A 13647-nucleotide genomic window follows, 5' to 3' on the forward strand; every position below is an offset into this window, starting at 1 on the left:
GGGTCCGGGGGCGCGCAGCCCCCGGCCGGGTTCAGCCCCGCCGCGCCAACCGGGCCGCGCGCCCGCCGCGCCGCTGCGTCAGCTGGCCCGCCCGGTCCGGCAGCTCCGCCATGATCCGGCGCCGTTCCTCGGGCGCCATCCGGCCCCATTGCGCGATCTCGTCCAGACTGCGCAAACAGCCGGTACACAGCCGCGCCTGCGGGTGAACGACACAGATCTTCACGCAGGGGCTCTCGATCTCGTCGCGTTTCCAGACCTCGTCGCTCATGCGCCCGCCCCGATATGGCGCAGCCGGTCCAGCGCCCCTTGCAGGATATAGCCCGCGGCCACATGGTCGATCACCTGCGCCCGGCGCTGGCGCGAGGTATCGGCCTCCAGCAGCGCGCGTTCGGCGGCCACGGTCGACAGCCGCTCGTCCCAGAAGCCGATCGGCAGCTCGGTCAGGCGGCTCAGGTTACGGGCAAAGGCGCGGGTCGACTGGCAGCGCGGGCCTTCGGTGCCGTCCATGTTGCGCGGCAGACCCAGGATCAGCCCCGCCACATCGCGTTCGGCCACCAGCTCCAGCACCCGTGCCGCGTCGACACCGAATTTCTTGCGCCGCACGGTTTCCAGCGGGCTTGCCACCCCGCGCAGCCCGTCCGACACCGCCAGCCCGATGGTCTTGTCGCCCAGATCCATCCCCATCAGCGCCCCGGTGCGGGGCAGGGCGGCGGCGAAATCGTCGAACACGTCCAGAACGCTCATTCCAGAACCCCGGCGCGGGCGGCGGCGGCGCGGACGATCTCCAGCGCCTCGGGATCATCGGCAAAGACCTGCTGCGCCTCGGTCCAGATCGCGCGGGCGTCCTCGGTTTCCTCCAGCACGCCCAGGGCGCCCAGAAGCTGGGCCCATTCCTGCGGCGCGCCGCCCTCGGTCGCCAGGCGTTCCGACAGGTTCGACACCATGCCGCGGATCATGTCCATCCGCTCTTCGGGGGTCATGTCCTGGGCGGCGGCCATCGCATCGGCATCGGGGCCGCGCAGGGTCGGGGCCGCGCGCGGGGCGGGCGGCTGATACTCGACCCCCGCCAGCTGCGCCACATCCATGATCTGCGCCCGGATCGCGGGCACCCATGGCCCGTCGGCGGGGCCGTTTTCCAACAGGTCGCGCCAATAGCGGAACGCCAGGTCCGGCCGGCCGATCTGGCCCAGCATCAGCCCGCTCAGATACCGCGCCGCGCCGTTCTTGGGGTCCAGCTCCAGCGCCCGCGCCAGAGCCTGTTCGGCCTCGGGCGAGACATAGCCGCCGGTGGCCAGCACCATCAGCTCGGCGAATTGCGAGAAATCGTCGCTTGTCGCCGCCTCTCCCTTCAGGGTGATCAGCCGCGACTGCGCGGCATAGGCGGCGCGGAAATTGCCAAGCGCGGCCTCGTTGCGTGCCAACAGGCGCAGCCCCTCGCGGTCATCGGGGCGTTCGGCCACAACCGCGCGCAGCTCGCCCACCAGCTCTTCCAGCCGGGGGTTCGGCGCGGGCGCGGGCAGGCCGCTGGCGGCCAGCTCTTCGGCGGCGGGCTGGCGCGGCCGGCTGCGGCGGGTCAGCTCGGCATTGTCCTTGCGCGCGGCCAGCGGCAGGTCGGGATAGCCCGGCGCGCCCAGATGATCGTAAAGCGCAACCGCGCCGCCCATCACCCCCACCAGCGCCGCCACCGCCGTCAGGCTGGTGGCGCGCGGCGCGCGGCGGGTGTCCTGACCCGATTGCAGCGCGCGGTCGGCCTCCAGGATCTTGCGCGAGATCTCGGTCCGCGCCTGGGCGGCATCGTCGGCGTTCAGCACGCCACGGGCCAGGTCGCGCTCGACCTCGCGCAGCTGATCGCGATAGACCTGCAGGTCGAAGGCGGCGGCATGGCTCTGGCCGCCCGACCGCCCGCGCAGCATCCGCCAGGCCAGCCAAGCCGCGCTCAGCACCGTCATCGCCGCTGCGATCAACCAGAATGTCATGCGCGATCCTCCGAAAGCTTTCAGGGGATGTATCCTGCTGGCCCCCGCACGAAAAGGGGGCGTGGCCACAAATGCGACAACGCGGCACGGGGCGATGTCGCCTTTTTCCGCTCAAATGCCGCTGACGGTCGTGGTGGACAGCCCCGCGTGATCCATTAAATCTGGTATCGGGCGTCCCGCCCGGACCGACAGGGGAGTCGCAACAAGCCGATGAAACGGTATTCCGCTTTTGCCATCGCCCGCGAGGCCGCCCGCAACCATATCGGCTGGGGCCGGGCCTGGGCCAAGCGCCCGCCGAAGAAACGCTATGACGTGATCATCGTGGGCGCCGGCGGCCACGGGCTGGCCACGGCCTATTACCTGGGCCGCAATTTCGGCATCACCAATGTGGCGATCCTGGAAAAGGGCTGGCTGGGCGGCGGCAATACGGGCCGCAACACCACCATCATCCGCTCCAACTATCTTCAGGACCCGTCGGCGGCGATCTATGAAAAGGCGCGCAGCCTTTACGAAACCATGAGCCAGGACCTGAACTACAACGTCATGTTCAGCCCGCGCGGGCTGATGATGCTGGCCCAGACCGAACACGAGGTGCGCGGGTACGAGCGCACGGCCCATGCCAATGCCCTGCAAGGGGTGGAAACCGAATTCATCTCGGCCCGCCGGGTCAAGGAGCTGTGCCCGATCATCAATATCGACGGGCCGCGCTATCCGGTTCTGGGCGCGCTCTGGCAGGCACGTGGCGGCACCGCGCGCCACGATGCGGTGGCCTGGGGCTATGCCCGGGCCTGTTCCGACATGGGCATGGACATCCTCCAGCAATGCGAGGTCACGGGCGTGCGCCAGGCCGATGGCAAGGTCACCGGCGTCGACACCACCCTGGGCGAGATCGGCTGCGACAAGCTGGGCATCGTCGTGGCGGGCCATTCCGGCGTGCTGGCCGGCATGGCGGGCTTCCGTCTGCCCATCGAATCCGTGGCGCTTCAGGCGCTGGTGTCAGAACCGATCAAACCCTGCATGGACGTGGTCGTGATGGCCAATACCGTGCATGGCTACATGAGCCAGTCCGACAAGGGCGAGATGGTGATCGGCGGCAGCGCGGATGGCTACAACAACTATACCCAGCGCGGCAGCTTCCATCACCTGGAACACACCGTCAGCGCCCTGATCGAGACCTTCCCGATCATGTCGCGGCTGAAGATGCTGCGCCAATGGGGCGGGATCGTCGACATGACCGGCGACCGCTCGCCCATCCTGTCGGCCACGCCGCTGGGCAATTGCTTCATCAATTGCGGCTGGGGCACCGGCGGGTTCAAGGCGATCCCCGGCTCGGGCTGGGGCTTCGCCGAACTGATGGCCAAGGGGCAGTCGCCGCTTTGCGATGCGTTCGGCCTGAACCGCTTCACCGAGGGCCGTTTCGTCGACGAAAGCGTCGCGGCGGGGGTGGCGCATTGATCTCAGCGTTTGCGATCGTTGCGCCGATACTTGCGGCGATAATCGTCCTCATAGGGGTTGAACCGGCTGCTCAGGTGACCCGAAAGGTCCTGATCGTCGCCGTTCCTGCGCCGTTTCGAGCCGCGTCTGGAAAACACCAACACCACCGCGACAATCACAGCGGCGATGACGAACTGGTCCACGACATAGTCAACGATATTCACGGCTCTAAGCCTCTCTCCCCGCAAGCGGTGTTCATGTCCGCAGCTTACAGGGGTTTTGGGCGCTTTGGCGACCTGTTCTGCGATCTGCCCTCAAAATCCGATCACAGCCGGGTGGTGCAATGTTGATTGGGAACCAAACCCGCCCCGAAACCGTTTTCCCCCCGACAACAGAACGATCGGAGACGGAAAAATGGCAACGGAAACAAAGAGCACCTCTGGCCTGGCCTTCATCCTGGGCGCTGTGGTCGTCGTGGTCGGCGGCCTGGTATGGTACATCTATGCCGGTGGCGACGTGCCCGCCCAGAACGAGGCCGAGATCCAGATCGACCTTCCCGACGGCGACGGCTGATCCCCGGACAATCGCGCGCAGCCCCGACCGGGCCGCGCGGCACATCACGCCGGGGGCGGTCCACACCGCCCCTTGCCACGTGCATGACCGGGCGCACCCCCTGAACCTTCGCTCAAATATCCGGATTCGGACCGCCGCCCCTGGCCTGGTTGTCGGTGGCATCGCCATCCCGGCGCAGGCCACGCAACACCACGACCACGGCAAACAGCAGCAACAGGGCCAGCGGCACCAGCTTCAGCGCATGGCCAAGGGTCGAGACATCTTCCATAACGCCAATATCGTGCAGGCGCCTCGGTTCTGGCAAGGGGCAGCATCCCCCATGCCATACACGCCCGGGCCCTTGATTGCGCCCGCGACACCGGCAACCAACCGCCGATGCGCTTATTTCACAACAGCTTCGGCTGTTTCCGGCGCAGCCGGGGCGCCGTTTCCGGCCATCTTCCGCGCGGATCGCACGCCGCGCACGCCGACGGTTACTTCTGCCTATACGTGTGCGACCCTGACGGCCTCACCAAAGGAGGTAACTCAATGGCAGATGTTACGACAAACCGGGGCGGCACCCTCACATGGCTGCTCATCGGCGGGATCGTCCTGGCGGTCATCGTCCTTTACTTCGTGTTCGCGGGCGGCACCCCGACCGACACAGGCGGCGCGCCTGCGGTCGGCACCGAAACCCAGATCACACCCCAAGCCGACCCCAACCCCATTCCCGCGCCCATCGATGGCGCGCCCACGGACCCAACCGAATAAACCCACATACCCCGAATGCATGAATGGCGGGTGCCGCGCGGCGCCCGCCTTTCTGCTGTCCGGGGTGCGGCGGCCCCAGCACAAGGAAATGCGCCCATGCTCATCCTGACCTGCCCCTATTGCGGCGTCTCGGGCGAGGAAACCGAATTCCACGGCGGGGGCGAGGCGCATCTGAAACGCTTCGGCCCGGGCGCCTCGGAGGCGGATTTCGAATCCTACCTGTTTCACCGCGAAAACCCCAAGGGCGTTCATTTCGAACGCTGGCGGCATGTAAACGGCTGCGGCAAATGGTTCATCGCCGCCCGCGACACCGCCACGCTTCAGGTCTTCGGCACCTATCCCGCCCAGACCACCGAACCCCCGCAGGAAATTCGCGACAAGATCACCGCCGCCCGCCCGGGCTGGCGCTGGAGGGACTTTGCATGAGCCTTCTTCTTGGCCGAAATACTCCCGCCGGAGGCATGAAAATCCTGATCGAAAAGGCCCGTATATGAGCACTCGCCTGCAAACCGGCGGTCGGCTGATCGACCGCAATCAGCGCCTGAGCTTCACCTTCAACGGCACGCCCATGACGGGCTTTGCCGGCGACACGCTGGCGGCGGCCCTTCTGGGCAATGACCAGATGCTGATGGGCCGGTCGTTCAAGTACCACCGCCCGCGTGGCGTGGTCGCCGCGGGCCCCGAGGAACCCAACGCCTTGGTGGGCCTGGGGCAGGGGCCGCGGTTCGAACCGAACCAGCGCGCCACCACGACCGAGCTCTTCGACGGGCTCAGCGCGATCAGCCAGAACCACTGGCCCAGCCTGAATTTCGACATCGGCGCGGTGAACAACCACCTGTCGAAATTCTTCCCCGCGGGCTTCTACTACAAGACCTTCATGTATCCGCGCGCGGCGTGGAAACACCTGTTCGAGCCCATCGTCCGGCACTCGGCGGGGCTGGGCAAGGTCACGCAGCCGGGCGATCCCGACCGGTACGAGCATTTCTATGCCTTCTATGACGTTGTGGTGATCGGCGGCGGCGTCGCGGGGTTGCAGGCGGCGCTGGCGGCGGGCCATGCGGGCGCCAAGGTTCTGGTGATGGAACAATCCGCCCATTGGGGCGGCCGCGCGCCGGTGGATGGCGTCGAAATCGACGGAAAACCGGCCGAGGATTGGGTGAGCGCCACGCTGCAAGCCCTTGAAGACATGGAAAATGTCACGCTGCGCAGCCGGTTGATGGGGGCGGGCGTCTATGACCACGGCTATCTGCTGGCCTATGAGCGGGTCAGCGATCACCGGCCCGGCACGGCGGGGCCGCGTCACCGGCTGTGGCGCATCCGGGCGGGCCGGATCATCACCGCGACGGGGGCCATCGAACGGCCGCTGTCGTTTGCGGGCAATGACCTGCCCGGTGTGATGCTGGCAAGCGCGGTGCGCGACTATGTGGTGAACTGGGCGATCAGCCCCGGCGACCGCACCGTGATCGTGACCAATAATGACGACGCCTATCGCACCGCGCTGGCGCTGCAAATGGCGGGGCTGATCGTGGCAGCGGTGATCGACGCACGCCCCACCGCCACCGGCGCGCTGCCACAGGCCGTGCGCGATGCGGGCATCCGCGTGGAAACCGGGCGCGGCATCGCCAAGGTCAAGGGCCGCGCCCGGGTCGAGGGTGTGGCGCTCTGCGCTCAGGCGGGCGAGGGCGCGGTGCTGGAAGAAATCCCCTGCGACGTGGTCGCCATGTCGGGTGGCTGGTCGCCGGTGGTGCATCTGTGGTCCCATTGCGGCGGCAAGCTGACCTGGGACGCTGCACAGGCGCATTTCCGGCCCGACCCGGACCGCGCGCCCGCCGATCAGGACGGCGCGCCCTTCGTCATTGCCGCCGGGGCCGCCAATGGCCACCTGCAGGCGGCCGATACGCTGCGCGATGCGGCTGCGGCGGGGCAGAACGCGGCGGTGGCGCTGGGCCGCGATCCCGCCGATGGCACCGCCGCCCGCGCCAATGCCGTGGCCGAGGAACCGCTGCTGCCGGTCTGGATCATGCCGCAGGGCGCGGGGCCGGATCTGCGGTCCAAGATGTGGCTGGATTACCAGAACGACGTAAAGGTTTCCGACGTGCAACTGGCCGCGCGCGAAGGCTATGAAAGCGTCGAACACACCAAGCGCTATACCACGCTGGGCATGGCGACGGATCAGGGAAAGCTTAGCAATATCAACGGGCTGGCGGTGCTTTCTGATGCGTTGGGTTCGGATATCCCGCAGGTGGGCACAACCACGTTCCGCCCGCCCTATACCCCGATTTCGATGGCCGCCATCGCGGGCGAGGCACGCGGCGATACCTTCCTGCCGCTGCGCCGCACGCCGATGCAGGATTGGCACGACGCCAATGGCGCGGATTTCGAACCGGTGGGCCATTGGCAGCGCCCCTATACCTTCCGCCGGGGGGGCGAGGATCGCGCGGCGGCCGTGAAGCGCGAGATCACGAACACCCGCACCAATGTCGGGCTGCTGGATGCCAGCACCCTGGGCAAGCTGGTGGTTAAGGGGCCGGATGCGGGCAAGTTCCTGGACATGATGTACACCAACATGATGTCGACCTTGAAACCGGGGCGCTGCCGCTATGGGCTGATGTGCGACGAGAACGGGTTCCTGATCGACGATGGCGTCGTGGCGCGGCTCGATGACGACACGTTCCTGTGTCACACCACCACCGGCGGCGCGGACCGGATCCACGCCCATATGGAAGACTGGTTGCAATGCGAATGGTGGGATTGGCAGGTTTATGTCGCCAACCTGACCGAGCAGTACGCCCAGATCGCCGTGGTCGGCCCGAAAGCGCGCGCGCTGCTGGAAAATCTGGGCGGCATGGATGTCAGCGCCGAGGCGTTGCCCTTCATGGGCTGGGCCGATGGCACGCTGGCGGGGCATCCGGTGCGCATCTATCGCATCAGCTTCTCGGGCGAGCTGAGTTATGAGATCGCCGTCCCCGCCGGGCAGGGCCGGGCGCTGTGGGACACGCTGCTGGCGGTCGGGACGCAGTTCGGCATCATGCCCTATGGGACCGAGGCGCTGCATGTGATGCGGGCCGAAAAGGGCTTCATCATGATCGGGGACGAGACCGACGGCACCATCATCCCGCAGGATCTGGGGCTGGATTGGGCGATCTCGAAGAAGAAGGACGATTACCTGGGCAAGCGCGGCCAGGCCCGCAGCCACATGACCGACCCCGACCGGTGGAAGCTGGTGGGGCTGGAAACGCTGGATGGCGGGGTGTTGCCCGACGGGGCCTATGCCGTGGCGCCGGGCAGCAACGCCAATGGCCAGCGCAAGACGCAGGGGCGCGTGACCTCGACCTATTACTCGCCCACGCTGGGGCGCGGGATTGCCATGGGGCTGGTCCACAAGGGGCCCGACCGGATGGGCGAAGAGCTGGAATTCGCCCGCACCGATGGGACGATGATGCGGGCGCGCATCGTCGATCCGGTATTCTATGACAAGGACGGAGAGAAGCAGAATGTCTGAGACCGTCACCGCCCTGGGCGGCGCGCACTATGCGGGCTATGCCACCATCACCGAACAGCCCGCGCGCGGCATGATCACCTTGCGCGGCAACCTGGCCGAGGTCGCGGTCAAGAACGCCGCGACCGGCGTGGCGGGGGTGGACATGCCCGACCTGCGCGAATGCCACATCGTGGACCAGCGCGGCATCGCCTGGATGTCGCCCGATGAGCTGCTGGTCATGGTGCCGCATCCCGAGGTTGCCAGCGCCGTCAGCACGATCCAGCAGACGCTGAGCGGGCTGCACAGCCTGGTGGTCGACGTGTCCGATGCCCGCGCGCTCTTTCGCATCGAAGGGTCCGGCGCGCGCGAGGTCCTGGCCAAGCTGTGCCCGGTCGATCTGTCGCCCGCCGCCTTTGGCCCCGGCCAGATCCGCCGCACCCGTCTGGGTCACGTGTCGGCGGCGTTCTGGATGGTGGATGACAGCGCGTTTGAGCTGGTCTGTTTCCGGTCTGTCGCGCAATATGCCTTTGACCTGCTGAAAACCGCGGCCGAGCCGGGGGGCGAGGTCGGGGTGTTCTGACGCCCCCGGCCTTGCACGGCCCAGAAATCTCTGGACAGGGGGCGTTCGCCTTCGCAGACTGAAACCGGGTTGGATGCGATTTCGGTTTTGATTTGTCGAATTCTGGAAAAGAAAAGCCGCCGAAGCTGACGGGCCGCGTCGTGGCGGGGGTCGGTTTTCTGGCCGCGCTGGGGGGCGCGGTGAATTTCGTGTTCGATCTGCCGGGCAAGATCACGCAGATCTGCGTGCGCATGGAAATTTGCGACGCCGGGCCCGAAACCGAAGCCGCCGTGATCGCACCCATCGATGTCCCGCTGCCGGCGGATCTGGTCGGGCTGGTCAATGCCGAAGGCGCGGTCGATCAGCGTGTTGCCGGGGATCTGGTGGCCTATCTCGAAACTCAATCCTGCCCGGCGTTGCGGCTGAAGCTGAACCCGGTCAGCCAGCGCGACACACCGGCCGCATCCAGCGCGTCGGGGCAGCCGGGGGTGTTTCTGGACGGGTCCGTCACCCTGATGAATGGCGGCGCGCCCCAGACGATCGACATGGTCGGCACCGGCAAGGGACCGGCCGCATTCGAAAATGCATATGACAATTTCATTGAAAGCGCGGTGGCGGGGCTTTCTGCCGCCGCGCCGGATTGTGTGAAGGGAAGTACGGAATGAATTTTGCGAAACGCGCATTGCCTGCGGTTCTGGCGTTGGGTCTGGCGGGCGGCATGGCGCAGGCCGCCGATGGCGTCGACAGCAGCCTGGACGAGATCGCCCAGCAGATCGTGACCAAGACCCGCGCCGACGGGGTGCCGATCATCGGGATTTCGACCTTTACCCATTCCGATGGCACCTGTTCCGAGCTTTCGAACTATATCACCGAGTTTCTGGTCGACAGCCTGTTCAACGCGGGCGAGGGGCAGATCGAGCTGATCGAACGCTCGCAGCTTTCCGCGATCTTTCGCGAGCTGGAGCTGGTCTATGACGGCACCATCGCGCCGGATGCGGCCAAGAAACTGGGCGAGATCGAGGGGGTCGATGCGCTGGTCTCGGGCTCGCTGATCGAATTCGGCGAGCGTATCAAGCTGCAGGCGCGGTTGATCAGCACCGAAAACGGCAAGCTGTTTTCCACCGCGCGGTCGGATTTCCCACTGATCGGTTCGGTGTCAAAGATGACCGCGACGCGCAGCCGCGGGGCCTGTGGCTTCACCGCCGCGCCGGGGGCCGCGGCCGAGCCTGCGGGGCAGACCGTGACGGTCGTCACCGGCGACACGACCACCACCATCGCGCCCGCCCCGGTGACGGAGCGGCGGGTCTATAACTCGGACATATTCGACGCGCATATCGTCAGCCTGTTCTATTCGCCGAACTCGGGCGAAATCAGCGTGGCGATCCGGTTCAACAACAAATCCGACAACGAGATCGCCCTGTCCTATATCCCCAAGACGATTACCGCGTCCGACGCCACCGGAACGGTCATGACCGGCCAGGGCGAGGTCGCGGGGATCAGGACCTGTCGCGGCCTGGGCTATATGGGCCAATGCAATTCCACCTATCCGCAATATGCCAGCGTCGTTCCGGCGGGCAAACCGGCGCAGATGAACTTCACCATCGCCGGGGTCAAGGGGCTGGAACAGCTGATCATGACGCTGGCCTTCGAGATGGTGGTCACGCCCAACACGTCCGAGGCGGGCGAGTATGCGGCGCGCTCCATCGGCTATTTCGATCTGGTCCCGACGGTGCGCCAATAGGCGGGTTGGAACTTTCCCGCCGCTTTCACGTTCCATTGGGGTTGACGGCGGCGTGGCAGCGCCGCAGTTATCATGCATATCCAATTTGACGAACAGGGGGCCTGAACATGGCTTTTGAACTTCCCGACCTTCCTTACGCCCATGACGCGCTGGCCGATCTGGGCATGTCCAAGGAAACGCTGGAATACCACCACGACCTGCACCACAAGGCCTATGTCGACAACGGCAACAAGCTGATCGCGGGCACCGAGTGGGAAGGCAAATCGCTGGAAGACATCATCACCGGCACCTATCAGGCGGGCGCGGTGGCGCAGAACGGCATCTTCAACAATGCCAGCCAGCACTGGAACCACATGCAGTTCTGGGAAATGATGGGTCCCGGCGGCAAGGACATGCCCGGCGAGCTGGCCGGCCGCATCACCGACGCCTTTGGCTCGATCGACGATTTCAAACAGGAATTCTCGGCCGCGGGCGCGGGTCAGTTCGGCTCGGGCTGGTGCTGGCTGGTGGTTGACACCGATGGCACGCTGAAGGTCACCAAGACCGAAAACGGCGTCAATCCGCTCTGCTTCGGTCAGAAGGCCCTGCTGGGCTGCGATGTGTGGGAGCATTCCTATTACATCGATTACCGCAACAAGCGTCCGGCGTATCTGACCAACTTCCTGGACAATCTGGTCAATTGGGAAAACGTGGCTTCGCGCCTGTGACCTGATCATGATCTGGGCTTTGCTCATCGGGCTGGGGGCTTTGCTCCTGGCCCTTTTTTATGGGTTCTGGGTCGAGCCCGCCTGGCGGCTGCGGATCAAGCGTTACGATGTGGCGCATCCGGGCTGGGGCGGGCGGGCGCCGCTCAGGATCGTGGTGATTTCCGACCTGCATGCGGGCGCGCCGCATATCCCGCTGTCGCGGGTCAGCCGGATCGTGCGCAAGGCCAACGCGCTGAACCCCGATCTGGCGATCCTGCTGGGCGATTACGCCGCCGCGCATCGCTGGACCTGGGGGCAGATGACCAAGCAGCAGATCATCGACCGTCTGGCCGCGTTCCGCGCGCCGCTGGGCACCTGGGCGGTGCTGGGCAACCACGACTGGTGGCAGGACGAACAGGCCGCGCGCGACCGTCGTCCTTGCGCCGCGCAGATCGCGCTGGCACAGGCGAGCATCCCGCATCTGGACAATGAAAGCGCCCGTATCGACCACGCGGGCGGGCATTTCTGGCTGAGCGGTCTGGCCGACCAGCGCCCGCTGGACATCGACCCGGATGTCGAAGGCTTCGACGATCTGGAGGCCGCGCTTTCCACCATCACCGACGACGCGCCCTGTATCCTGCTGGCGCATGAGCCTGACCTGTTTCCGCATATCCCGGCGCAGGTCTTCCTGACGCTGTCGGGCCACACCCATGGGGGCCAGATCCGGTTGGGCAACCGCTCGCCCATCATCATGGCCGCCGAGAACGAGGTGTTTTCCTATGGCCGGTACGAGGCCGATGGCCGCACGCTGATCGTGTCGGGCGGGATCGGCTGTTCGGAATTGCCGGTGCGGGTGAACATGCCGCCCGAAATCACGGTGATCCAGGTCACGGGCGCTTGACCCCGCCCGGGCGGCGTGAAAACGCTGTGGCGTGACGGGGAAGGGCGGAACATGACCGAGGCGCGCAAGGGCGTTCTGGCGATGGCTGCGGCCAGTGTGATCTGGGGGCTGTCGTCGATCTATTACAAGCTGCTGGCGCATGTGCCCCCGCTTGAGGTGCTGTGCCACCGCACGCTGTGGTCGCTGCTGCTGTTTGCGCTGGTGCTCATGGTGCAGGGGCGGCTTGGGCAGGTGGCGGCGCTGTTGCGCGACCGGCGCGAGGCGCTGCGGGTCGCGCTGGCGGCGACGATGATCTCGGTCAATTGGGGGATGTTCATCTATTCGGTTCAGGTGGGCCACGCGGTCGAGGCCAGCCTGGGCTATTACATCTTTCCGCTGGTGGCGGTGCTGATGGGCTTTGTCGTGCTGGGCGAGGGGCTGAGCCGCCGCAAATGGCTGGCGGTCGGGCTGGCCACGCTGGCGGTCTGTGTCCTGACGGCGGGGCTGGGGGTGCCGCCCTGGATATCGCTGGCGCTGGCGGTGACCTTCGGCTTCTATGGCCTGATCAAACAGGGGCTTGGCGCGGGACCCGTGGTGTCGGTCACGACCGAGGTCGCGCTGCTGGCGCCACTGGCGCTGGTGTGGCTCTGGGGGGTGCACACACAGGGCTGGACCGGGCTGGTGGGGCGCAATCTGGGTGCCTTTGGCAGCAATTGGCACGACACCCTGATGCTGGCGGGATCGGGGCTGTTGACGGGCGGGCCGCTGATCTTGTTCTCCTATGCCTCGAAACGGGTCAGCATGGCGTCGATCGGGTTGGTGCAATACATCAACCCGACGCTGCAATTCCTTGTGGCATCACTGATTTTCGTCGAGCCGGTGACGCGCTGGCACATGGTCGCGCTGCCGCTGATCTGGGGCGCGCTGGCGATCTATTCCTGGGACAGCCTGCGTCAGGAAAGACGGTCGCGCAAAGCCGCGATCAGCGTGGGCACATCGTCCACGGTCTGAATGAAACCGGCCAAGCTGGCATCGGCGAATTTCTGGTCGATCACATGGGCGATCAGCGCGTTCAGCGGGTCCCAGTACCCGGCGGTGTTCAACAGGATGATCGGTTTTTCGTGCAGCACCAGCTGCCGCCAGGTCAGGACCTCGAAAAACTCGTCCAGCGACCCCGCACCGCCCGGCAGCATCACGATGGCGTCGGAATTCATGTACATGACCTTTTTGCGCTCGTGCATGTTTTCGGTCACGATAAAGGTCGACAGGTCGCGCTTGCCGACCTCGCGTTCGAACAGGTGGATCGGGATCACGCCGAAGGTCTCGCCGCCCGCCTCCTGTGCGGCGCGCGCGGTGCGGCCCATCAGCCCCACATCGCCCGCGCCATAGACCAGCCGCCAGCCTTCGGCGGCCAGCGCCGTGCCCAGATCCGCGGCCGCCGTGGCATAGGCCGGATCGCCGCCATCGCGCGATCCGCAAAAGACACAGACGGATATGGGTTTGGTCGGCATCTTGTCCCCCGGATCATCGTTCTGGACCCGTGATAGCGGGGTTGATATGGTCCGGC

The 13647-nt window shown here is 66.2% G+C and carries 17 protein-coding genes; 11 read left to right on the forward strand and 6 right to left on the reverse strand.

What is annotated here, in order from left to right:
- Positions 1-31: 31 nt before the first annotated feature.
- The 3 genes from CLM60_RS10055 to ccmI are packed head-to-tail and all read right to left on the reverse strand — an operon-like array spanning position 32 to position 1976.
- Positions 32-268, reverse strand: a complete 237-nt coding sequence (locus tag CLM60_RS10055) for a DUF1289 domain-containing protein (protein ID WP_095589019.1) — start codon at positions 266-268, stop codon at positions 32-34.
- Positions 265-744, reverse strand: a complete 480-nt coding sequence (ruvX, locus tag CLM60_RS10060) for a Holliday junction resolvase RuvX (protein ID WP_095589020.1) — start codon at positions 742-744, stop codon at positions 265-267. Before ruvX ends, CLM60_RS10055 begins: the two co-directional genes overlap by 4 nt.
- On the reverse strand, positions 741-1976 hold the full coding sequence (gene ccmI, locus CLM60_RS10065; RefSeq protein WP_095589021.1) for a c-type cytochrome biogenesis protein CcmI: 1236 nt from the start codon (positions 1974-1976) through the stop codon (positions 741-743). Before ccmI ends, ruvX begins: the two co-directional genes overlap by 4 nt.
- A gap of 210 nt (positions 1977-2186) precedes the next feature.
- Here ccmI and CLM60_RS10070 point away from each other — a divergent pair, with 210 nt between their 5' ends.
- Complete coding sequence (locus CLM60_RS10070) at positions 2187-3431, forward strand: sarcosine oxidase subunit beta family protein (protein ID WP_095589022.1); 1245 nt, start codon at positions 2187-2189, stop codon at positions 3429-3431.
- 2 nt (positions 3432-3433) lie between these two features.
- Here the strand turns inward: CLM60_RS10070 and CLM60_RS10075 are convergent, their stop codons facing one another.
- Positions 3434-3634 (reverse strand): hypothetical protein, encoded by a 201-nt coding sequence (locus tag CLM60_RS10075; RefSeq protein WP_095589023.1) that lies wholly within the window; start codon positions 3632-3634, stop codon positions 3434-3436.
- A 190-nt stretch (positions 3635-3824) separates the two neighbouring features.
- Here CLM60_RS10075 and CLM60_RS20910 point away from each other — a divergent pair, with 190 nt between their 5' ends.
- Positions 3825-3983 (forward strand): hypothetical protein, encoded by a 159-nt coding sequence (locus CLM60_RS20910; RefSeq protein WP_176473847.1) that lies wholly within the window; start codon positions 3825-3827, stop codon positions 3981-3983.
- Positions 3984-4095: 112 nt separating this feature from the next.
- Here CLM60_RS20910 and CLM60_RS20915 read toward each other — a convergent pair whose 3' ends face one another.
- The gene (locus CLM60_RS20915) at positions 4096-4251 is read right to left on the reverse strand and encodes a hypothetical protein (RefSeq protein ID WP_176473848.1); all 156 of its coding nucleotides are present in this window, start codon (positions 4249-4251) and stop codon (positions 4096-4098) included.
- Positions 4252-4511: 260 nt separating this feature from the next.
- Here CLM60_RS20915 and CLM60_RS10080 point away from each other — a divergent pair, with 260 nt between their 5' ends.
- The 9 genes from CLM60_RS10080 to rarD all read left to right on the forward strand — a co-directional run bounded on the left by CLM60_RS10080 (position 4512) and on the right by rarD (position 13091).
- Positions 4512-4733, forward strand: coding sequence for a hypothetical protein (locus tag CLM60_RS10080; protein ID WP_095589024.1), 222 nt, complete (start codon positions 4512-4514; stop codon positions 4731-4733).
- Between the two features lie 96 nt (positions 4734-4829).
- Positions 4830-5159: a sarcosine oxidase subunit delta gene (locus tag CLM60_RS10085; protein WP_095589025.1), complete on the forward strand. Its 330-nt coding sequence runs from the start codon at positions 4830-4832 to the stop codon at positions 5157-5159.
- Between the two features lie 64 nt (positions 5160-5223).
- The gene (locus tag CLM60_RS10090) at positions 5224-8235 is read left to right on the forward strand and encodes a sarcosine oxidase subunit alpha family protein (protein ID WP_095589026.1); all 3012 of its coding nucleotides are present in this window, start codon (positions 5224-5226) and stop codon (positions 8233-8235) included.
- Positions 8228-8794 carry a sarcosine oxidase subunit gamma gene (locus CLM60_RS10095; RefSeq protein WP_095589027.1) on the forward strand — a complete coding sequence of 189 codons (567 nt, stop codon included), beginning with the start codon at positions 8228-8230 and terminating at the stop codon, positions 8792-8794. Before CLM60_RS10090 ends, CLM60_RS10095 begins: the two co-directional genes overlap by 8 nt.
- Before the next feature lie 140 nt (positions 8795-8934).
- Complete coding sequence (locus CLM60_RS10100) at positions 8935-9438, forward strand: hypothetical protein (protein ID WP_141246490.1); 504 nt, start codon at positions 8935-8937, stop codon at positions 9436-9438.
- Entirely contained in the window at positions 9435-10514 is a 1080-nt protein-coding gene (locus CLM60_RS10105) for a CsgG/HfaB family protein (protein WP_095589029.1), read from the forward strand. Before CLM60_RS10100 ends, CLM60_RS10105 begins: the two co-directional genes overlap by 4 nt.
- Before the next feature lie 107 nt (positions 10515-10621).
- Positions 10622-11221, forward strand: coding sequence for a superoxide dismutase (locus tag CLM60_RS10110; protein WP_095589030.1), 600 nt, complete (start codon positions 10622-10624; stop codon positions 11219-11221).
- 7 nt (positions 11222-11228) lie between these two features.
- Positions 11229-12101: a metallophosphoesterase gene (locus CLM60_RS10115; protein ID WP_095589031.1), complete on the forward strand. Its 873-nt coding sequence runs from the start codon at positions 11229-11231 to the stop codon at positions 12099-12101.
- A 51-nt stretch (positions 12102-12152) separates the two neighbouring features.
- A complete protein-coding gene (gene rarD / locus CLM60_RS10120; RefSeq protein WP_095589032.1) occupies positions 12153-13091 on the forward strand; it encodes an EamA family transporter RarD in 939 nt (312 codons plus the stop codon).
- On the opposite strand, the gene CLM60_RS10125 is transcribed toward rarD, so the two are convergent.
- Positions 13034-13591: an LOG family protein gene (locus CLM60_RS10125; protein WP_095589033.1), complete on the reverse strand. Its 558-nt coding sequence runs from the start codon at positions 13589-13591 to the stop codon at positions 13034-13036. The genes rarD and CLM60_RS10125 overlap by 58 nt on opposite strands.
- Between the last annotated feature and the right edge of the window lie 56 nt (positions 13592-13647).

The sequence above is a fragment of the Actibacterium ureilyticum genome, assembly GCF_002285435.1.
Taxonomy (GTDB): domain Bacteria; phylum Pseudomonadota; class Alphaproteobacteria; order Rhodobacterales; family Rhodobacteraceae; genus Actibacterium_C; species Actibacterium_C ureilyticum.